Below are 18,897 nucleotides of genomic sequence, written 5' to 3' on the forward strand. Positions count from 1 at the left end.
CTCACTGGTACAGCGAGCCGGCGTTGACCACCGGCTGGGCGTCCCGATCGCCGCACAGCACGACCAGCAGGTTGCTGACCATGGTCGCCTTGCGCTCCTCGTCGAGCTCGACCACCTCGTGCTCGGACAGCCGGTCCAGCGCGAGCTCGACCATGCCGACCGCGCCCTCGACGATCCGCTGCCGGGCCGCCACCACCGCACCGGCCTGCTGCCGGCGCAGCATCGCCTGGGCGATCTCGGGGGCGTAGGCGAGGTGGGTGATGCGCGACTCGATCACGTGCACACCGGCCGCCTGCACCCGCGCACCGATCTCGGCCGACAACGTCTCGGTGATCTCGTCGGTGCTGTCCCGCAGCGACAGGCCGCCGTCGTCGGTGTGGACGTCGTACGGATAGCTGTTCGCGATGTGCCGGACCGCGGTCTCGGTCTGGATCGCGACGAACTCGACGAAGTCGTCGACCTCGAACATCGCCTGCGCGGTGTCCTCGACCTGCCAGACCACCACCGCGGCGATCTCGATCGGGTTGCCGTCGGCATCGTTGACCTTGGCAACGGCCGTCTCGTGGTTGCGGATCCGGGTCGAGACCTCCTTGCGGGTGGCGATCGGGTTGACCCAGCGCAGCCCGTCGGTGCGGATCGTCCCGGCGTACCGCCCGAGGATCTGCAGCACCCGCGCCCGCCCCGGCGCCACCGGAGTCAGGCCGGCCGCGACGATCACGCCGACGACGATCAGCACGCTCCCGAGCGCGATCATCCCGCCCCCGCCGTTCGCGATCCCGACGCTGAACTGCACCACACCCGCCACCAGCAGGATGAACGCCACCACGGCCACGGGCCACCCGTTGAGGTCCCGGGCCCCCCGCTCGGTCACCTTCGGCTTCGGCATCTCCACCGCGACATCCCGCTCCATCATCACCAGCTCCTCTCGATAGCCTCAAGGTAGCAAAGTGATATCACTTTAACAAGCCAGGAGTCGCCGCGGACGGCGGACCGGTCAGACGGGCTGGGCCAGGGACTCCAGGTGGGACTGCCAGGTGATGGAGTGGGAGTTCGGGAGCGGGTCGATGGGGGAATCGGACCAGGCGTGGATCGGGCGGATGCCGTGCAGGGCGTTGACGAGCCAGGCTTCGGTGGTCGCTTCGAGCTCGGCCGGCGTGATGGGGTGCTCGGCCACGGCCACGCCTTCGGTGGCGGCGATCCGGCGGAGGAGCTGGGCGGTGACGGACGGCAGGAGCGGCCGGTCCGAGGGCGGGAAGCAGAGCGTGTCGTCCTCCCACCAGGCGAGGGCGGAGTACGCCGCCTCGAGCACGGTGCCGTCCTGATCCAGAAGCAGGATCTCGTCGGCGCGGTGCGGAGCGGATTCCCTGAGCTTGCCGAGGAGCTCGAGATCGGGGCCCTTCACCCGCGGTGCGGTCCGGGGATCCGGACCTTCGTGGATGGCGACGCGGACGCGGCCGCCGATCGGCGGCGCGGGCCGGAGCTGGACCGCCAGCTCGCCGGACAACCGCAGCTCGAAGCGCGGGAACCAGCGGCCGAACCCGGGCAGCCGCCCGGCCTGCTCGTCCCAGAACCCGTCGGCGGACACCCCGGCCGCGGCGCACGACCGCACGAACCGCTCCCGGTGCAACTCGATCCCGCGGACCTTCCCGCCCGCCACCAGGAACGAATCCGCCACCTGCAGACCAGTCATCTCCCCCACCCTTCGGCCGCGGCGTTCCCGCCCACGGCTGCCGTTGCCTTCAGCACCATTTCCTCGTACTCCGCGACCGGCTCGGAGTCGAGCACGATCGCGCCCCCCGCTCCGATCATCGTCTCGTCCGGCGTCAGCACCGCCGTCCGGATCACCACACTGAGGTCCGCGCGCCCGTCGACGGTCAGGTAGCCGAGCACCCCCGAGTACACCCCGCGGGCGCTCCACTCCAGCTCGTCGAGGATCTCCATCGTGCGGATCTTCGGCGCCCCCGTCATCGACCCCGGCGGGAAGCACGCCCGGACCGCGTCGACGGCGGTCACCCCGGATCGCAGCCGGCCGCGCACCGTGGTGACCATCTGGTGCATGGTCCGGTAGCTCTCGACCTCCATCAGCTGCGGAACGTGCACCGTCCCGGGTTCGCTGACCCGGCCGAGGTCGTTGCGGATCAGGTCGACGATCATCAGGTTCTCGGCCCGGGTCTTCTCGTCCTCGGCCAGCGCCTTCGCGGCCAGCTGGTCCTGCGCCGGATCCGCGTCCCGCGGCGCCGTCCCCTTGATCGGGCGGCACTCGGCCCACCCGGCGGCGTCCACGGTCAGGAACCGTTCCGGTGACGAGCTCGCCACCGCGAGATCGCCGTACCGGAGGAAGGCGGCGTACGGCGCGGGGTTCGTGGCGCGCTGCCAGCGGAAGAACTCGAACGGGTCGGGCACGGCCGGCAGCCGGACCCGGTTCGTCAGGCAGACCTCGTAGGTCTCGCCGGCCTCGAGCTGGGCCATGCACGCGGCGATACCGGCCAGGTACGTCGACCGGTCCTGCTCGAGATGCGCCTCCAGATCGAGCCTCGCGATCGCCGGGATCTCGACGCTCCCCATCCACCAGTCGGAGGCGGCCGCCTCCGCGCGCTCGAGCCAGTCCTCGCCCGCGCCGGGATCGTCCATCGCGACGAGATAGGTGCGGTCGTTGTCGTGATCGATGACGACGAACCGGTTCGCCCAGATCCAGAGCGCGTCCGGCGTCGGCGACTCGTGCGCGGCCACTCCCCCGGTCAACGCCTTCAACTCGTAGCCGAAGTACCCGACATAGCCACCGCAGAACAGCCCGTCCAGCTCGGCCGGTACGTCGGTCGCCCGGTCGGCCAGCAACCCGTTCAGCTCGGCGAACACGTCACCGTCGGACACGTCCCGTACGACGACCTCCGCCCGCGGACCCAGCGTCGTACCGAGGACTGAGACGCGGCGTACCGCCCGGTCCGTCAGACTGCCGTCGAGCCAGAACGCGACCGGTTCACCGGCCAGCAGCTCGCGGTAGACCGTCTCTCCGTCGAGCGCCCGGTCGACCGTCCGGACGGACCAGCTCAGCGCACCCACAGGCACACGGTACAGACCGCGAGGGTGCTGCGGAGGTGCTGATCAGGACCCGGTCAGGGCGAGCTTGGTGCGCATCGCGGTGATCCGGCGGATCGGGATCGCGACCTCGAGGCCGTCCTTGGACTCGGCGCGGTCCGCGAGCCATCCCGCGGCGGTGTCCCGGCGGACGTCCGGCGTACCGGGAAGGTAGAGCGCGTTCACCAGCCGGCAGGCGTCGTCGCGGCTGTGGATCGTGTACACGTACCGCTCGCGCTGGCTCTCCATCACGTCGAACCCGGCGTGGTGCAGCTGGTCCTTGAGCTCGGTGATCTCGCCCCCGGCCGGGAACTGCGGGGTCGACCGCAATCGGGTGGTCAGCCCGCTCAGGGTGCGGATGTCACCACGGCGCAGCGGTCGCACGGCCGGCACGATCGCGGCCAGTACGCCGCCCCGCCGCAGCACCCGCGCGGCCTCGGCCAGCACGTCGGGCAGCGGCTGCAGCACCATCAGGCCCATCGAGCAGGTGACGACGTCGAAGACCTCGTTCGCGAACGGTAGATGCAGCGCGTCGGCCTGCACCTTCGGCCCCGGCGCACCGGCGAGCTGAGCCGGGTTGTTGTCGACACCCACGACCCACCGGCCGTGCAGCTCGCGGGCGACCGGACCGTTCCCGCAGGCGAGGTCGAGGACCCGGCGGGCCTCCCCGGAGACGGCACGGGTCAGCCAGCGGTACGGCGTATGGTCGCCGGCCACCGCCCTGGACAGCAGGGCTTCGGTGCTGCCCGGAGTCGCGGTGTGGAACTCCCGCAGATACTCCGGCCAGTCGATCGCGTTCTCGGACATTGCGGTCAGACGCTACCTGTTACATACACGCCGTACAGCATCGAGTGCTCTCGGTACGGACTCTTAATGGAGGTTTGAAGTCAGACCCGGCTGACGAAGATGTGGCCGGCCGTCTCGTCGCTGATCACGCCACCGGCCTCGCGGCTGCCGACCAGTACACCTTCGGCGTCCAGGGTCGAGTCGACCTCGCGGCCCGGCAGCGCGCCGGCCTTGCGGAGCACCGCCATCGCGCCGTCGTCGCTCTGCACCGGCTCGGCGATCCGGCGGACCAGCACCCGGACACTCTCGCCGGTGGCCTGGTCGAGCACCTGGTCCAGCGCCTCGACGCCGATCCGGAAGTCCTCGATGCCACTCGCGTGGCCGTCGTTCTGCAGCTCCTCCAGGCCCGGGATCGGGTTCCCGTACGGCGACTCGGTCGGGTTGCCGAGGATCTTGAGCAGCCGCAGCTCGACCGCGTCGCTCATCACGTGCTCCCAGCGGCAGGCCTCCGCGTGCACGTCCTCCCACTCCAGGCCGATCACGTCGACCAGCAGCCGCTCGGCCAGCCGGTGCTTGCGCATCACCCGGGTCGCCTGCTTGCGGCCGACATCGGTGAGCTCCAGGTGCCGGTCGCCCTCCACCTTGATCAATCCGTCGCGCTCCATCCGCGCGACCGTCTGGCTGACCGTCGGCCCGGACTGGTGCAGCCGCTCGGCGATGCGCGCCCGCAGCGGGAGGATGCCTTCTTCCTCCAGCTCGTACACGGTCCGCAAGTACATCTCGGTGGTATCGATCAGCTCGCTCACGACAACCATTCTCACCTATGTAGGCAAGCCTCACCCAATCGCCGTGGGTACTGGCGGAGGATGCGACCTGTGACAGCGGTGATGTGGTTTCGGCGGGATCTGCGACTGGGCGACAACCCGGCGCTGCTCGACGCGGTCGCGGCGGGTGACGGGCGGGTGCTCGGCGTCTTCGTGCTGGACCCCTTGTTGTGGGACCGATCCGGTGATCCGCGGCGAGACCACCTGGCCGCCTCACTGCATCGTCTGTCCGGGTCGATGGGCGGCAGTCTCGTCGTACGGCGGGGTGATCCGGCGGACGTGATCCCGGCGGTCGCCGAGGAGGCCGGCGCGGTCAGCGTGCACGTCAGCGCGGATCACGGTCCCTACGGACGAAGGCGGGACGGAGAAGTTGAAGCTTCATTGAAGTGTCCGCTGGTGGCGACGGGATCGCCGTACGCGGTCGCGCCCGGGCGGATCCTCAACCAGCAGGGCCGGCCCTACCAAGTGTTCACGCCGTACTTCCGGGCGTGGCTCGAGCACGGCTGGCGCAAACCCGTGGACGCACCGGCCGGCGTGGACTGGGTCAAGGCTGACAGCGAGGACCTGCCGGAGGGCAGTGCGGACGGCGCCGGTGAGCAGGCGGCGCTCGAACAGTGGCGCGCGTACCTCGACGACGTCGCCGGGTACGACGACGAGCGGGACCGGCCCGACCTCGACAGCACGTCGCGGATGTCGATCCCGCTCAAGTACGGCGAGATCCACCCGCGGACGATGCTGGCCGACCTGGCCCGCAGGCGCAGCGCCGGCGCGGAGGCCTATCGTCGCGAGCTGGCCTGGCGGGAGTTCTGCGCGGACCTGCTCGCGCGCAACCCGGAGGCGGCCTGGAAGCCGTTGCGGCCGGAGTTCGAGCGGATGCGGTACGACGACCCCGGCGCACTGTTCGACGCGTGGCGGGAAGGCCGGACCGGGTTCCCGCTCGTCGACGCCGGGATGCGGCAGCTCGCCGGGACCGGGTTCATGCACAACCGGGTCCGGATGGTGGTCGCGTCGTTCCTGGTCAAGGACCTTCATGTGCACTGGAAGTTCGGCGCCCGCTGGTTCATGCGGTCGCTGCGTGACGGCGACCTGGCTTCGAACTCGCTGAACTGGCAGTGGGTGGCCGGCTGCGGCGCGGACGCGTCGCCGTACTTCCGGATCTTCAACCCGGTCGGGCAAGGGCTGAAGTTCGACCCCGACGGCGAGTATGTCCGCCGCTGGGTGCCCGAACTGCGGCAGCTCGCCGGCAAGGCGGCCCACGAACCGTGGAAGTACGGCGGTGCCGACGGCTACCCGGACCCGGTGGTCGACCACGCCGAGGCCCGCCGCGATGCCCTCCGCAGGTACGACGCCATCCGCTGATCCATCGCGGCCTTGACCGCGGCTTGGCTCATACCCCTATAGTGCTAGGTAACTAGATGAATGGGGTTACAGATGATCGAGTTTCATCTGGACGGGCGGTCGGGGGTCTCGCCGTACCAGCAGATCGTTCAGCAGGTCCGGAACGCGTTGCGGCTCGGTCTGCTCCGGGAGGGCGACCAGCTGCCGACGGTGAAGGACGTCGTCGCGACGCTGGCGATCAACCCGAACACGGTGCTCAAGGCGTATCGCGAGCTCGAGCACGAAGGCCTGGTGCAGGCCCGGCCGGGGCGCGGCACGTTCGTCACCCGGACCCTGACCGACAACTCGCTGGCCGCGCACGGCCCGCTGCGGCAGGACCTGCGCCGCTGGCTGGCCAAGGCCCGCAAGGCCGGCCTCGACGACGAGAGCATCGAGGCGTTGTTCCTGACAACCTTTCGGACCGCCGCTCAGGAGGACATAGCATGACCGCCGTTCTGCACGCGCAGGGTTTGGGGAAGAAGTACGGGCGCCGGTGGGCGTTGACCGACTGCGATCTGGAAGTTCCGGCCGGCCACGTGGTCGGGCTGGTGGGGCCCAACGGGGCCGGCAAGAGCACGTTGCTCAACATGGCGGTCGGGATGCTGACGCCGACGACGGGGTCGGTCAGCGTGCTGGGGGCGCCGGCCGGGACCCAGCAGGCCAAGGTCGGGTACGTCGCCCAGGACACGCCGACGTACAGCCGGTTGAGCGTCGCCGACCACCTGAAACTCGGCGCGCGGCTCAACCCCGCGTGGGACGAATCCCTTGCCCGGCAACGGATTCAGCACCTCCAGCTCGACCCCAAGCAGCGGTCCGGCAAGCTGTCCGGCGGCCAGCGGGCGCAGCTCGCACTCACCCTCGGCCTGGCCAAGCGTCCCGATCTGCTGGTCCTTGACGAACCGGTCGCCCCGCTCGATCCCTTGGCCCGGCGGGAGTTCCTGCAGGACCTGATGGCGGCGGTCGCCGAGCAGGAGTTGAGCGTCGTGCTGTCGTCGCATCTCGTCTCCGACGTCGAGCGCTCCTGCGACTACCTGATCGTGCTGGTCGGTTCCCGGGTCCAGGTGAGCGGCGAGATCGACACCTTGCTGGCGACGCACTATCGACTGACCGGACCGCGGCGCGACCCGAAGGACCTGCCGCAGGACCAGCACGTGGTGACCGCGAGCCACACCGACCGGCAGTCGACGTACCTGATCCGGACCGACCGGCCGATCCTCGATCCGGCCTGGAACGTCACCCGACTCACGCTCGAGGACCTGGTGCTGGCCTACATGGGCCGCGACGTCCAGCCGGAGCGTCCGATGCTGGAGGTGCAGCGATGATCTGGTTGACCTGGCGGCAGTTCCGCGTCCAGTTCCTGGTGGTTGCGGGGGTGATCCTGGCGGCCGCGATCTTTCTCCTGGCGACCGGGCCGAACCTGCTCGACGACTACCACCGCCTGACCGGCAACTTCATCAGGAACCTCGGCTTCGAGCGCCTCAACCCGCTGCTCTACATCGTCGGCCAGGTGCTGCTGTACGCCGTTCCGCCGGTGATCGGGGCGTTCTGGGGCGCGCCCCTGATCGCCCGCGAACTGGAGACCGGCACCCACCGGCTGGTCTGGAGCCAGAGCATCTCGCGCCGGCGCTGGCTCGCCACCAAGGTCGGGATCACCGGGCTGTCCGCGATCGCGATCACCGGCGTGCTGAGCCTCGCGGTGACCTGGTGGGCCGACCCGATCGACGACGCGATCAACGCCGGCCAGGACTCGAACACCTATCTGCCGCGGATGTTCCCACCGGTCTTCAGCGCCCGCGGCCTGGTCCCGATCGGGTACGCCGCCTTCGCGTTCGCCCTCGGGGTCGCGGTGGGGCTCGCCGTACGCCGTACCCTGGTCGCGCTCGCGGTCACGCTGGCCGCGGTCATCCTGGTGCAGGTCCTCACACCGTCGCTCATCCGGCCACACCTGCTCGCGCCGACCGACCAGTACATCGTCGCGTCCGCGGAGAACATCCGGGGCTTCATGTTGAGCGGCGACACCCAGCCGCCCCAAGTGAAGGCGATCGAGGTGGCGAGCGGGTCCGTCGGTGCCTGGAAGCTGTACGACAAGACCGTCGACAAGAACGGTAAGGCGCTGAGCACGCTGCCGATCTGGGCGATCGAGTGTGAGCCGGGACCTCCGCCAGGGATGTCGCAGCAGCGCGAGACGTCGCCGAAGACGGCCGCATGCTTCCAGCGGCTGGCCGACGAGGGCTACCGCCAGCACATCAAGTACTTCGAGGCGAACCGCTTCTGGGACCTGCAGTGGCGGGAGTTCGGGCTGTTCATGCTGCTGGCGCTGGCCCTGACCGGGTTCAGCTTCTGGCGGATCCAGCGCGACCTGTCCTGACCGCTCGCACGAGCAGGGCCAGCGCGAGGAGTACGGCGGCCACCACCGCGGAGGTCCACGGGAGAGTGACCGCCAGGACGACGCAGCCGATCAGGCCGATCACGTTGACGGCGCGAGGCCATCGACGTTGATCGGCCGGCTGCGTGAACGCGGCGGCGTTCGCGATCGCGTAGTACAGCAGGACGCCGAACGACGAGAAGCCGATCACGCCGCGCAGGTCGGTGGTGAGCACCAGCACACCGACGACCACGGCGAGCGCGACCTCGGCGTGGTGCGGGACCTGGTACCGCGGATGTACGGCGGCCAGCCACGCGGGCAGATCGTGGTTGCGGGCCATCGCGAGGCTCGTCCGGCCGATGCCCGCGATCAGCGCGAGGAGTGCCCCGAGACTGGCCAGGGCCGCGCCGACCCGCACGATCGGTGCCGCCCACGCGGCGCCGACCGCGTCGACCGCGTCGGCCAGTGGTGCCGTGCTGGTCGCCGGATCGAGGACGCGGAGCAGTCCCACGCCGACGACAAGATAGATGCCGATGGCAATCACCACCGCGATGCTGATCGCCCGCGGAATCGTCCGGGCGGGCTCGCGGACCTCCTCGCCCATCGTCGCGATCCGGGCGTACCCGGCGAACGCGAAGAACAACAGTCCGGCCGCCTGCAGAACGCCGTACGGCGAGGTGCCGGCGAGCGACGGGAGGTCACGGTGTGGCCCGCCGGTGTACAGCAGGACCATCACCAGAGCGAGCACCGCGAGAGTGCAGGCGACGATGATCCTGGTCAGCCGGGCGGTTCTGGTCACGCCGCGGTAGTTGACCGCGGCAAGGGCGACTACCGCTCCGAGCGCGAGAAGCCGCTGGAGCCATTCGGTGTCCGGGGCACCGTAGGTGGCGAAGGTCAACGCCATCGCCGCACACGAGGCCGTCTTGCCCGAGACAAAACACCACCCCGCGGCGAACCCCCACCACTCCCCGAGCCGCTCGCGGCCGTACACATACGTCCCGCCCGACACCGGGTAGACGGCCGCCAGTTGCGCCGACGAGACCGCGTTGCAGTAGGCAACCACAGCCGCGATCACCAGCCCGATCAACAGTCCGGCCCCGGCGGCCCGTGCGGCCGGCACCCACACCGCGAACACCCCGGCGCCGACCATCGAGCCCAGCCCGATCACGACGGCGTCGCCGAGTCCCAGCCGGCGGGCCAGCTGAGGTGAGGTCATGGGGCCTCCTCAGTCGCCCGCCGCCATCGCCACGGCGATCTTCCGCTCGGCATCGGCGACGACCTCCTCAGGTGCTTCGGGCAGCAGGTCGGCCCACAGCGGCAGCATCTCCCGCCTGGCCTCGAGCATGCCCAACGGGCGGGGGAAGAACCACACGTGGAAATGGGCCGAGCCGTCGCCCCAACGATAGACGTGCACCCGCGCGATGTCGCCGAGACCCAGAATGGCGCGCTCGATCCGAGCGACCACCGGCCCGTAGCTCGCGGCGACCCGATCGGGCAGATCGGAGAAGGAGTCGTGATGGCCCCGGCTGGCCAGCCAGACCACCCCGGGGATGGTCACACCGGTCGCCCGGCACAGGGCCCAGTCCTCGTTGACCCAGAGCGGCTGTTGGTGCTCGGTCTGCTCGTAGTTCGCCAGCCAGTCGCACAGCCCGCACGGGTCGCCGCCAGGCTCGCCGGGCCTCGGCGGCTCGGGGATCACTCGCGGCTGCGGCTCCAGCCGGGTCAGCGGTTCGGTGTAAGGAAGAGTCATGGCGGGCCTCCAGGAGTGTGTTTCCGTCAGTGAAACATGACCGTTGCAAGAAATGCAACAGGTATGTTTCATCAGAAGGCGACGCCGTGCAGCACCAGGTCGAGCGTCAGCCGGCGCACGCGGGCCCGGGACCAGTGATGGCGCCCGCGCATGTGCACGTAGGTGAGGGCCGCGGACACCATCAGTACTTCGGCCACGTCACTGATCCGGCCGTGCGGACGCAGCGTGCCGTCCGCCTCGCCGTCGCGCAGGAACCGCTCGAACGGATCGAGGAAGGACACCGGGCCGTTGCGCGCCTGCTCCTGGTGGAAGACGAGGTCCGACGACAGCATCAGCGGCAGATGCCGGTCGATGACGTCGAACAGCGCCTCCAGCGCCTTGATCAGACCCTCCCGGCCGGTGCCGGAGCCGGCCAGCACCGGCCACATGGTGTCGCGGTAGTCCTCAGCCAGCGCGTCCAGCAAGGAGTTCAGCAGTGCCTCCACGGTCAGGCCCTGGCGCCACAGTGTGACCCGCGAACGGCCGACCTGCTCGGCTACTCGCTCTAGCGTCACCCCGGACCAGCCGTGCTCGGCCAGAACGGCGATGGTCGCCGCACGCAGCGTCTCGTCCACCGTCACCGCCATCGCGATCGGCTCCTCACCCGGGCCCTTGTGCAACATGGTCGTTGCACTGCACCATGACTCTACCAACCGAGGAGGATGTCGCGTGGACACCAGGACCGAGATCCGGCTGCAGTTCACCGCGCAGGAGCGGGCTGGGCTGATCGCGCTCGCCGATGGGCTGCGTTCGGTGGCCGAGTCCGACCTTTCCGAGGAGGATGCCGTGGTGGCGGCGATCGAGTTCGCGCTCACGCGCCTGATCGAGGACTTCGAGGTGCCGGACCCGCAGGCCCGCGAGCAGGTCCAGCTGGCCCGCGATGAAATGCGCCGGCACTGGGTTCGAGGCAGCGCCTCGCTGGATTAGACGGCCCGGAGCACCGTCAGCAGACGGGCTACCTCCGCGGCGACCGCGTCCCGCGCGGGCCCCAGGTACTTGCGGGTGTCGACCAGCTTCGGGTTGTCGGCCAAGACAGCCCGGACCTGCTCGGTGAACACGTTGTTGAGATGGGTCGCGATGTTGACCTTGGTCATGCCGGACTCGACCGCTCGGGTCAGGTCGGGGTCGGCCACACCGGACGAGCCGTGCAGGACGAGCGGTACGGCGACCGCCGCATGGAGCTCCGCGATGAGGCCGAAGTCCAGGGTGGCGGTGCGCTCGGTCATCGCGTGGGACGAGCCGACCGCGACGGCCAGGGCGTCGACGCCGGTGGCCTCCGCGAACGCGACCGCCTCGTCCGGACGGGTCCGGGCGCCGGGTGCGTGGACGCCGTCCTTGCCGCCGACCTCGCCGATCTCGGCCTCGACGAAGACACCGTGGTCGTGGCAGAACGCCGTCACCTCGCTGGTGGCGGCGACGTTGTCGGCGTACTCGAGTTTCGAGGCGTCGTACATGACCGAGGTGAAGCCGAGGGAGACCGCCTCGGTGACCAGGTCGCGATCCATCGCGTGGTCGAGGTGCACGACCACCGGGACCGTCGCGGCGGCCGCGGCGGCCAGCGTCGCGACACCGATCGGCTTGAGCGCGCCGTGGTACTTCACCGCGTTCTCGCTGATCTGCAGGATGACGGGCGCGCCGGCCCGCTCGGCACCGGCGATCAGCGCGGTCGCGTGCTCCAGCTGGATCACGTTGAACGCACCGACCCCGCGGCCGGCCTTGGCCGCAGCCAGCACCACCTCGGCCCCAGAAACCAACGGCATAGATCCTCCTTAGTTGACCGCGACCTGCGGTTGCCAGCGCCGGTAGGCGGCCAGATCGATGTCGCCGGCCACCGGAGTCAGCACGGCCGCGGCCGACGCGGCGACGGCCGACTTGAGCACCAGGGACCAGTCGGGCTCCGGCGATTCCGCGACGGCCGCCGCGACCACCGCCGTACAGGCGTCGCCGGCACCGGTCGGGTTCCCGCTCACCGTCTCGACCGGAAGCGCCCGCCAGACGCCTTTCTTGCTAGCGGCAACCATTCCGCGGGAGCCGTCGGTGATCACCGCCGCGGTCGCGCCGAGCTCGAGCAGCTGCCGGGCACCGTCCTCGACGGTGGTGTCACCGAGCGCGTCCCGCAGCTCGGCCGCGTTCGACCGCACCACCGCGCCGGCCTTCGCCGCCGCGGTCAGCGCGTCACCACCCGCGTCGATCACGGTCAGTACGTCGTGATGCCGGGCGCGGACCGCGAGCTCGGCGTACGCGTCGGCCGGCAACCCCGGCGGGAGGCTCCCCGAGCAGGCCAGCACGCCCAGCCGGCTCCACGGCATCCGGTCGCCGAACGCGCGCCACTCGTCCGCACTCACCGTCGGCCCGGCCTCGTTGAAGATCGTCGCGTCCCCGTCGGCGCCGTTGACCACGGCAACCGTACGGCGGGTCTCGCCGGCGATCGGGGTCAGCAGCGCGGTCAGCCCGGCGTCGAACAGCTCCTCGGCGACCAGCTCACCGGTGATCCCGCCGACGAAGCCGAAGACCAGCACCTGGTGCCCGAGCGTCGCCGCCACCCGCGCGACGTTCACGCCCTTGCCACCGGCGCGCCGCCGGATGTGCTCGACCCGATGACTCCCACCGACGACGAGGTCGTCGACCTCGTACGTGACGTCCAGTGCGAGGTTGAGAGTGACGGTCCCGATCAGTCCAGCCACGACCCGGCCCGCATCACCTTCTGGACGGCGTACTCGTCGTCCAGCAGCACCAGGTCCGCCCGCTTCCCGACCTCGAGCGAGCCCACGTCGTACCAGCCGAAGGTCTGCGCCGGAGTCGTCGACGCCATCCGCGACGCGTCCACCAGCGACACCCCTGCCTTCACCGCGTTGCGGTAGGCGACGTCCATGGTCAAGGTGCTGCCCGCGATCGAGTGCGTGCCGTGGGCCAGAGTCACCAGGCCCTCCTTGACGTCGACCTCGAGACCGCCGAGCTTGTAGCGGCCGTCCGGCATCCCGGTGGCCTCCATCGCGTCGGTGATCAGCGCGATCCGGTTCACGCCGGCCGCCGCGAGCGCGACCCGGACCACCTGCGGGTCCAGGTGCAGGCCGTCGTTGATCACCTCGAGCAGCAGCCGCCCGTCGTTGATCGCCGCACCGACCGGCCCCGGGTCGCGGTGATGGAACGGCCGCATCCCGTTGAACAGGTGCGTCGCCACGGTCGCGCCGGCGTCGGCCCCGGCGATCATCTGCTCGTACGTCGCATCGGTGTGCCCGAGCGCCGCCACCGCGCCAGCGTCGACCACCTGACGGATCGCCTCCAGGCCGTTCTCCAGCTCCGGCGCGATCGTCACCATCTTGACCGCGTCGCTCAGCACCTTCGCCACGTCGTCCTTCAGCGGCGGCCGCAGCAACGTGGGCTCGTGCGCACCACAGCGCGCCTCGGACAGGAACGGCCCTTCGAGGTGGACGCCGGCGATCACGCCGTCGGCGATCAGCTCCGCCAGGCAGGCCGTCTGCGCGACCAGGTCGTCGAGCGGCGCCGTGACCAGGCTGGCCAGCGTCGTCGTCGTACCGTGCTCGGCGTGGAAGGCCGCGACCTTGCGCGCCTCCTCCGGATCGGTCGTCGAGTACGTCGACCCGCCGCCACCGTGGGTGTGGATGTCGACGAACCCGGGCACCACGGTCACGTTCCCGAGGTCCTCGGGCCGCTTGCCGTCCGCGGGCATCCCGTCCGAGCGGCGGCCGAACGCCCGGATGTCCTCGTCGACCACCTGGATCCAGGCGTTCTCGAGCACGTCGTCCGGCGTGACCAGCCGGCCCACGCGGTAGGTCGTCATTCCGTTGTCCCCTCCTCGTCGGCGGCCACGCGGTCCCAGGCCATCCGGGCAGCGCCGATGAAGCCTGCGTCCTCGCCCAGTACGGCGGCGACGATCTCCGGCTCGCGCTGGAACGTCAGGCGCGCGTGGATCCCCTCGCGCAACGGCTGCAGCAGTGTCTCGCCCGCCCCGACCAGTCCACCACCGATCGCGATCCGCGTCGGCGCGGCCAGAGTGGTGTAGAGGACGAGGGCGTCGACCAGGACCCGCAGCGCGTCGTCCCAGACCTGGGCGGCATCCGGATCACCGGCCGCCAGCAGCTCCAGCACCTCACGCGCACCGTCCACGGTCCGGCCGGTGCGAGCGCCGTACCTGCGGGCCAGGGCGGCCGCGGAGGCGACCGTCTCGAGGCAGCCCCACTGGCCGCACGCGCAGAGCTCGGCGGCGTCGCCGTGGATGAACCTGGTGTGGCCGAGCTCGCCGGCGTAGCCGTCACCGCTGACCAGGGAACCGTCGATCACCATCGCCGCCGCGATCCCGGTGCCGAGCGGGAGGAACATCGAGTTCGTGGTGCCGACCAGGGCGCCCTGGCGGAGCTCGGCGTACCCGCCGCCCCGGACGTCGTGGGCGAGCACGATCGGTACGTCGTTCCCGACGGCGGCGGTGATCTCGGCCAGCACCGGCATCCCGACCCAGGCCAGGTTCTCGGCGCCGACGGTGCCGGTGGCGGCATCGATGACGCCGGGGACGACGACACCGATGGCGCGCACCCGGTGCCCGTCGGCGGTCGCCTTCTGGCCGAGCTCGACGACGGTTTCCAGCAGGGCGTCGAGCACGGCGCGGCCCCCGGCCTCCCGGGGAGTGGGCCTGGTCTCGCGGTGCAGCACGGCACCGTCGGCGGCGACCAGGCCGCACTTCATCCGGGTTCCACCGAGATCGACGGCAACCACGACTTCACAGGGGTCCACGGAGCGCCATTATGCAGCGTTACCCGGCAGTCCGAACATCCGTGAGCAATTCTCGGACAACTCCCGCCGGGCTCTCCGAGCGCTCCGGCCAGACCACTGGCGCCGCTGGTTCAGTTGCTTCCGGAATCCGTGGGCAGGGTGCCACGGGTTTCGGACGCCTCCGGATCAGCCGCGCAGGCCGCGGTCGAAGGCCGCCACCAGGAAGGTGATCAGGTCCTCGGCGAGAGTGCCGGGGTTCTCCGGCGCACTGGCACCGGGTGCGCGCGATAGTGCCTGGGACTGATGCAGGGCCAGCAGGCCCAGCATGTTGACGTACCCGAACGAGACCGCGTCGGGCGTCGCGTGCGGCAGCGCGGCCTGGAGTGCGGCCAGGTAGCGCTTCTCGATGGGATCGGACTCCGCCGCGTACAGCTCGCGGATCCGCTGGCTCGGATCGAAGGCGATCCGGCCGATGAAGCGGGCGACCACGGCACCACGCTCGCCGCGGCGGAGCACCAGCTCCAGACCGGGCTCGATGAACGCCCGGATCAGCTGCTCCTGGGTCGGCAGCCCGTTGGCCTCCAGTTGGTCCAGCCGGCGCCGCCGCTCGGTGTTGACCGGAGCCATCGCCCGCGCGACCGCGGCCCTCAGCAGGGCTTCCTTCGAACCGAAGTGATAGTTGACCGCCGCGATGTTCGCGGCCGCCGCGACCGTGATGGCGCGCAGCGAGGTTCCTTCGTAACCCCCTTCACCGAACCGTTGCTCAGCGACATTGAGCAACCTCTCCCTGGTCGATTCGACCGGTGTCTCCACAGAGTTCTCCTTCCCCCCGGCCACTGCTCGCTCAGGCACCCCACCTGCTCACTCGCCGTAGCCTGCAGTCAGCATAGTTCAAGCGGTCGTTTGAACTGGAGGGCTCAGCTCTGATATCTCCGAGAATTCCTCAGATTTCTCTGAAACAGCTTCTTTCCCACCGTGATCGGAACTCACACCTGTGTATTTCACCCACCAGGGCGCCGGATGCCGGCTGCGCGATCGGCTCCTGGCGGATTCGTCGTTTGCTCACGCTGTGTGCTGATCCGAGCCCTGACCGTGATCGGTTGTCGTTCCGGTCGCCGCTCTGGTTAGGGTCGTGGGCCATGAGTGTGGTTCGGGTTGAACGGCGGTTTCAGGGACCGGAGAGATCGGGGAACGGCGGCTACGTCGCCGGCCTGGTCGGTACGGCGTTGGCTGGGCGGCTCGACGAGGCTTCGGTGCCACGCGTGACCCTGCGGATGCCGCCCCCGCTCCAGCGGGACCTCGATCTGGCCGCGGACGCCGACGGGGCACGGTTGACCGATGGGGAGGCACTGGTGGCGGACGCGTCGCCGGTCGACAGCGACTTCCTGGCGGACGCGACGATCGACCCGGTGTCGCCGGAGGAGGCTCTGGCCGCGGAGGCGTCGTACCGCGGGCTCCGCAACCACCCGTTCCCGACGTGCTTCGTGTGCGGACCCGCCAACACCGGCGGGTTGCGACTGAAGCCGGGGCCGGTCGGAGACGGGCGTACGGCGTGCACCTGGACGCCGGCCGCGGACCTGGCCAACGGCAACGGACTGGTCGACGACGTCTTCCTGTGGTCCGCGCTGGACTGCCCGGGCGGTTGGGCCATCGACCTGGAGGGCCGGCCGTCGGTCCTCGGGCAGCTGACCGCGCGCATCGACGCACGCCCACCGGTAGGCGAGGCGTGCGTCGCGCTCGGCCGCTACCTCGGCGAGGACGGGCGCAAGACCTTCACCGCCAGCACCCTGTACGACGCCGACGGCCGAGTGCTCGCCCGTGCCCGGCACACCTGGATCACGGTCGACCCGGCGTTGTTCAACTAACGCGTGCGGGCCGCGTGGGCCCGGACCTTCGCGCGGTTCCCGCAGGTCGCCATCGAGCACCAGCGGCGGCGGCCGCGCGGATCGAAGAACAACCACCCGCAGGACGGGCACACCCGGACGTGCGCCCGGGACGGGCCGGTGATCAACTCACCGGCCAGCAGGGCGAGGTGGTCGAGGGGCTTGGCCAGATCCTCCGGCAGCTCCCAGCCGGCGCCCACGTCGGTCGGCACCAGCCGCCGCCGGCCGGACGCCTTCTCGATCACCCGCGCCACCGCCTCCAGGGAGGTCGCCGCGCCGGTCAGGACGTCGTACAGGCCGGCCCGGAACTCCAGGGTCGCGGCGAGCCGCCGGGACGCCTCGGTCGGCTTGGCGGCGGCCTGCTCGATCAGCCGGAAGACGGTGGCCGGCGGCAACAGGCCGCTGTAGGAGTTCCAGATCAGGAACGCCTCGTACGACGTCAGCCACTCGGTCCGGGCCGGGCCACGGGTGGTCCAGTCGGACCGGGTGTTGACGAAGTCGAGCACCGGGTCCGCGCCGATCGGCTTGGGCAGGACGACGCCCTGCACGAGCTCGAGGTGTGACGGCAGCGCGGACATCGGGCTCAGCGGGGCGGCGCGGTGGTCGTGGCCGGCGTGGTCGGCACCGGGATGCTGACGTTGCCGTTCTGCGGGATCACCATGAACTGGATCTTGCCCGACTCGATCGCGGTCTTCAGCAGGTAGCCCTGGGCGCCCAGCATCGCGACCTGCTGCTTGACCGACTGCAGCTCGACGTTCACCTGCTGGTTCTTCTGCTCCTGGGTGGCCTTGGCCAGCTCGGCGCGCTGCTTGGCCTCCAGGCCGTCGATGATGCCCTTGTCCAGCGGCGTCGGCTTCTGGATCGTGAACGACAGCTCGCCACAGTCGTTGCTGCCGTTGTACGACGGTCCGCAGAAGTAGTCACCGCCGACGGCGGCCGGCAGCAGCCGGGTGAACTCCTTGGCCGCCGCGGTCTGGAAGGCGGACTTCTTCGCCTCGTTGTTGTAGAGCTCGGCCCAGGCGTAGTTGGTGGCGACCGCGGCCAGCGCCCGGTCGATCTGCGGCCGGAAGTAGGACTGCAGCATGTCGTTCCAGCCGCTCTCCTCGTAGGCCTCGGTCTTCAGGCCGATCCGCTCGTGGAAGGACTTGATCACGTCCTTGTCCCGGTTCAGGGTGAAGTACACCTGGACCCGGACACCCAGCCGGACGTTGTCCCTGCTGACCACGGTGACCTCGTCGGCCGCGTCGGTGTCGGCACCGTCGCCGCCGATGATGTACGAGCGCTGGTCGATCGGGTAGGTGTACAACGTGTCGCCCGGCCCGATCAGCTTGTTCGTCGAACCGGGCGGGATGATCGACTTGAACTTCTTCGCCTCGACCACGCCGCCGCCGTAGTGCAGGCCGATCCGGTTCGTGTCGGTGCTGGCGAAGTTGAAGATGCTGAACAGCACGATGATCAGGATGACGAGCAGGACCAGGCCGCCGATCACCTTGGCCTTCGTGCCTCCGCCCTTCGCGACGGCCGCCGCGTTCCCCAGTCTTGCCATCAGTCGTCGAGCTCCTTGCGTTCCACCAGTCGCCGGACGTCGGCGAGGGTCAGGTCGGCGGTGACCGCGACGTCACGCGGCACCGACGGATGCGAGGAGAGCGTACGCAAGCCCTGCTCGGCAGCCGCGACCGCCCGTTCCAGCGACCTGACCTCCTGCAGCAGCGCCCGATGCTCGGCGTTGACCGCGGCCAGGGCCCGCTCAGCCTGGGCAGCCCGGCGGTACGACGCCCACGCGAACCACCCGGTTCCGATCAACAGCAGGATGGCCGGCAGCCCGAGTCTGATCATGGCTCCGATTGTCGTTCATCCCTGGGCGAAAACTGGTTGAACGCCGGCCCCGCGGACAGTAAGTTCGCAGTACACGCGAAGGGAGGTGGTCCAACGCATGAATTGCTATCGGACTCGTGAGGTGGCGGCGGGTTGACCGCCAACCACTGAATAAGTGGGACAAGTGGTCGGCCAATCCAACGCCAGCCACCGGGCCCGCGGGCAGTCAGGTCAGTCCGCCTGACCCAGAGTTCG

At 70.2% G+C, this 18,897-nt stretch carries 22 protein-coding genes; 6 read left to right on the forward strand and 16 right to left on the reverse strand.

The window, feature by feature from the left end; all coding sequences use genetic code 11:
• Position 1 precedes the first annotated feature (1 nt).
• The 5 genes from ACZ6O0_RS21255 to ACZ6O0_RS21275 all read right to left on the reverse strand — a co-directional run bounded on the left by ACZ6O0_RS21255 (position 2) and on the right by ACZ6O0_RS21275 (position 4,676).
• Positions 2-913, reverse strand: a complete 912-nt coding sequence (locus ACZ6O0_RS21255) for an SPFH domain-containing protein (protein WP_465766674.1) — start codon at positions 911-913, stop codon at positions 2-4.
• A gap of 81 nt (positions 914-994) precedes the next feature.
• Positions 995-1,690, reverse strand: coding sequence for an aminotransferase class IV (locus ACZ6O0_RS21260; RefSeq protein ID WP_465766675.1), 696 nt, complete (start codon positions 1,688-1,690; stop codon positions 995-997).
• Complete coding sequence (gene pabB / locus ACZ6O0_RS21265) at positions 1,687-3,060, reverse strand: aminodeoxychorismate synthase component I (RefSeq protein ID WP_465766676.1); 1,374 nt, start codon at positions 3,058-3,060, stop codon at positions 1,687-1,689. The genes ACZ6O0_RS21260 and pabB overlap by 4 nt, the downstream gene beginning before the upstream one ends.
• A gap of 42 nt (positions 3,061-3,102) precedes the next feature.
• Complete coding sequence (locus ACZ6O0_RS21270; RefSeq protein WP_465766677.1) at positions 3,103-3,882, reverse strand: class I SAM-dependent methyltransferase; 780 nt, start codon at positions 3,880-3,882, stop codon at positions 3,103-3,105.
• An 80-nt stretch (positions 3,883-3,962) separates the two neighbouring features.
• Positions 3,963-4,676, reverse strand: a complete 714-nt coding sequence (locus ACZ6O0_RS21275; protein WP_465766678.1) for a metal-dependent transcriptional regulator — start codon at positions 4,674-4,676, stop codon at positions 3,963-3,965.
• A 51-nt stretch (positions 4,677-4,727) separates the two neighbouring features.
• Here ACZ6O0_RS21275 and ACZ6O0_RS21280 point away from each other — a divergent pair, with 51 nt between their 5' ends.
• The 4 genes from ACZ6O0_RS21280 (at position 4,728) to ACZ6O0_RS21295 (ending at position 8,430) form a co-directional block, all read left to right on the forward strand.
• Positions 4,728-6,044 carry a cryptochrome/photolyase family protein gene (locus tag ACZ6O0_RS21280; RefSeq protein ID WP_465766679.1) on the forward strand — a complete coding sequence of 439 codons (1,317 nt, stop codon included), beginning with the start codon at positions 4,728-4,730 and terminating at the stop codon, positions 6,042-6,044.
• A gap of 72 nt (positions 6,045-6,116) precedes the next feature.
• Positions 6,117-6,509 (forward strand): GntR family transcriptional regulator, encoded by a 393-nt coding sequence (locus ACZ6O0_RS21285; protein WP_433161991.1) that lies wholly within the window; start codon positions 6,117-6,119, stop codon positions 6,507-6,509.
• A complete protein-coding gene (locus ACZ6O0_RS21290; RefSeq protein WP_465766680.1) occupies positions 6,506-7,384 on the forward strand; it encodes an ABC transporter ATP-binding protein in 879 nt (292 codons plus the stop codon). Before ACZ6O0_RS21285 ends, ACZ6O0_RS21290 begins: the two co-directional genes overlap by 4 nt.
• Complete coding sequence (locus ACZ6O0_RS21295) at positions 7,381-8,430, forward strand: ABC transporter permease (RefSeq protein WP_465766681.1); 1,050 nt, start codon at positions 7,381-7,383, stop codon at positions 8,428-8,430. Before ACZ6O0_RS21290 ends, ACZ6O0_RS21295 begins: the two co-directional genes overlap by 4 nt.
• On the opposite strand, the gene ACZ6O0_RS21300 is transcribed toward ACZ6O0_RS21295, so the two are convergent.
• The 3 genes from ACZ6O0_RS21300 to ACZ6O0_RS21310 all read right to left on the reverse strand — a co-directional run bounded on the left by ACZ6O0_RS21300 (position 8,396) and on the right by ACZ6O0_RS21310 (position 10,839).
• On the reverse strand, positions 8,396-9,643 hold the full coding sequence (locus tag ACZ6O0_RS21300; RefSeq protein WP_465766682.1) for an APC family permease: 1,248 nt from the start codon (positions 9,641-9,643) through the stop codon (positions 8,396-8,398). The genes ACZ6O0_RS21295 and ACZ6O0_RS21300 overlap by 35 nt on opposite strands.
• Before the next feature lie 9 nt (positions 9,644-9,652).
• Positions 9,653-10,177: a hypothetical protein gene (locus tag ACZ6O0_RS21305; RefSeq protein ID WP_465766683.1), complete on the reverse strand. Its 525-nt coding sequence runs from the start codon at positions 10,175-10,177 to the stop codon at positions 9,653-9,655.
• 71 nt (positions 10,178-10,248) lie between these two features.
• Complete coding sequence (locus tag ACZ6O0_RS21310) at positions 10,249-10,839, reverse strand: TetR/AcrR family transcriptional regulator (protein ID WP_465766684.1); 591 nt, start codon at positions 10,837-10,839, stop codon at positions 10,249-10,251.
• 46 nt (positions 10,840-10,885) lie between these two features.
• Here ACZ6O0_RS21310 and ACZ6O0_RS21315 point away from each other — a divergent pair, with 46 nt between their 5' ends.
• Positions 10,886-11,143 (forward strand): hypothetical protein, encoded by a 258-nt coding sequence (locus ACZ6O0_RS21315; RefSeq protein WP_465766685.1) that lies wholly within the window; start codon positions 10,886-10,888, stop codon positions 11,141-11,143.
• On the opposite strand, the gene ACZ6O0_RS21320 is transcribed toward ACZ6O0_RS21315, so the two are convergent.
• The 5 genes from ACZ6O0_RS21320 to ACZ6O0_RS21340 form a co-directional block, all read right to left on the reverse strand.
• Complete coding sequence (locus ACZ6O0_RS21320; protein ID WP_465766686.1) at positions 11,140-11,976, reverse strand: class II fructose-bisphosphate aldolase; 837 nt, start codon at positions 11,974-11,976, stop codon at positions 11,140-11,142. The genes ACZ6O0_RS21315 and ACZ6O0_RS21320 overlap by 4 nt on opposite strands.
• 9 nt (positions 11,977-11,985) lie before the next feature.
• A complete protein-coding gene (locus ACZ6O0_RS21325; protein WP_465766687.1) occupies positions 11,986-12,900 on the reverse strand; it encodes a 1-phosphofructokinase family hexose kinase in 915 nt (304 codons plus the stop codon).
• Positions 12,888-14,018, reverse strand: coding sequence for an N-acetylglucosamine-6-phosphate deacetylase (nagA, locus tag ACZ6O0_RS21330; RefSeq protein ID WP_465766688.1), 1,131 nt, complete (start codon positions 14,016-14,018; stop codon positions 12,888-12,890). Before nagA ends, ACZ6O0_RS21325 begins: the two co-directional genes overlap by 13 nt.
• Positions 14,015-14,965, reverse strand: a complete 951-nt coding sequence (locus ACZ6O0_RS21335; RefSeq protein WP_465766689.1) for an ROK family protein — start codon at positions 14,963-14,965, stop codon at positions 14,015-14,017. Before ACZ6O0_RS21335 ends, nagA begins: the two co-directional genes overlap by 4 nt.
• A 165-nt stretch (positions 14,966-15,130) precedes the next feature.
• Positions 15,131-15,757, reverse strand: coding sequence for a TetR family transcriptional regulator (locus ACZ6O0_RS21340; protein ID WP_465766690.1), 627 nt, complete (start codon positions 15,755-15,757; stop codon positions 15,131-15,133).
• A gap of 326 nt (positions 15,758-16,083) precedes the next feature.
• On the opposite strand from ACZ6O0_RS21340, the gene ACZ6O0_RS21345 reads away from it, so the two are divergent.
• Positions 16,084-16,809, forward strand: coding sequence for a PaaI family thioesterase (locus ACZ6O0_RS21345; RefSeq protein ID WP_465766691.1), 726 nt, complete (start codon positions 16,084-16,086; stop codon positions 16,807-16,809).
• Here ACZ6O0_RS21345 and ACZ6O0_RS21350 read toward each other — a convergent pair.
• Genes ACZ6O0_RS21350 through ACZ6O0_RS21360 form a run of 3 tightly spaced genes read right to left on the reverse strand, consistent with a single transcriptional unit; the run spans position 16,806 to position 18,663 of the window.
• The gene (locus tag ACZ6O0_RS21350; protein ID WP_465766692.1) at positions 16,806-17,405 is read right to left on the reverse strand and encodes a CGNR zinc finger domain-containing protein; all 600 of its coding nucleotides are present in this window, start codon (positions 17,403-17,405) and stop codon (positions 16,806-16,808) included. The genes ACZ6O0_RS21345 and ACZ6O0_RS21350 overlap by 4 nt on opposite strands.
• 5 nt (positions 17,406-17,410) lie before the next feature.
• The gene (locus ACZ6O0_RS21355) at positions 17,411-18,373 is read right to left on the reverse strand and encodes an SPFH domain-containing protein (protein ID WP_465766693.1); all 963 of its coding nucleotides are present in this window, start codon (positions 18,371-18,373) and stop codon (positions 17,411-17,413) included.
• Positions 18,373-18,663: a hypothetical protein gene (locus ACZ6O0_RS21360; protein ID WP_465766694.1), complete on the reverse strand. Its 291-nt coding sequence runs from the start codon at positions 18,661-18,663 to the stop codon at positions 18,373-18,375. The genes ACZ6O0_RS21355 and ACZ6O0_RS21360 overlap by 1 nt, the downstream gene beginning before the upstream one ends.
• Positions 18,664-18,897 lie beyond the last annotated feature (234 nt).

It is taken from the genome of Kribbella sp. NPDC048837 (genome assembly GCF_055586945.1).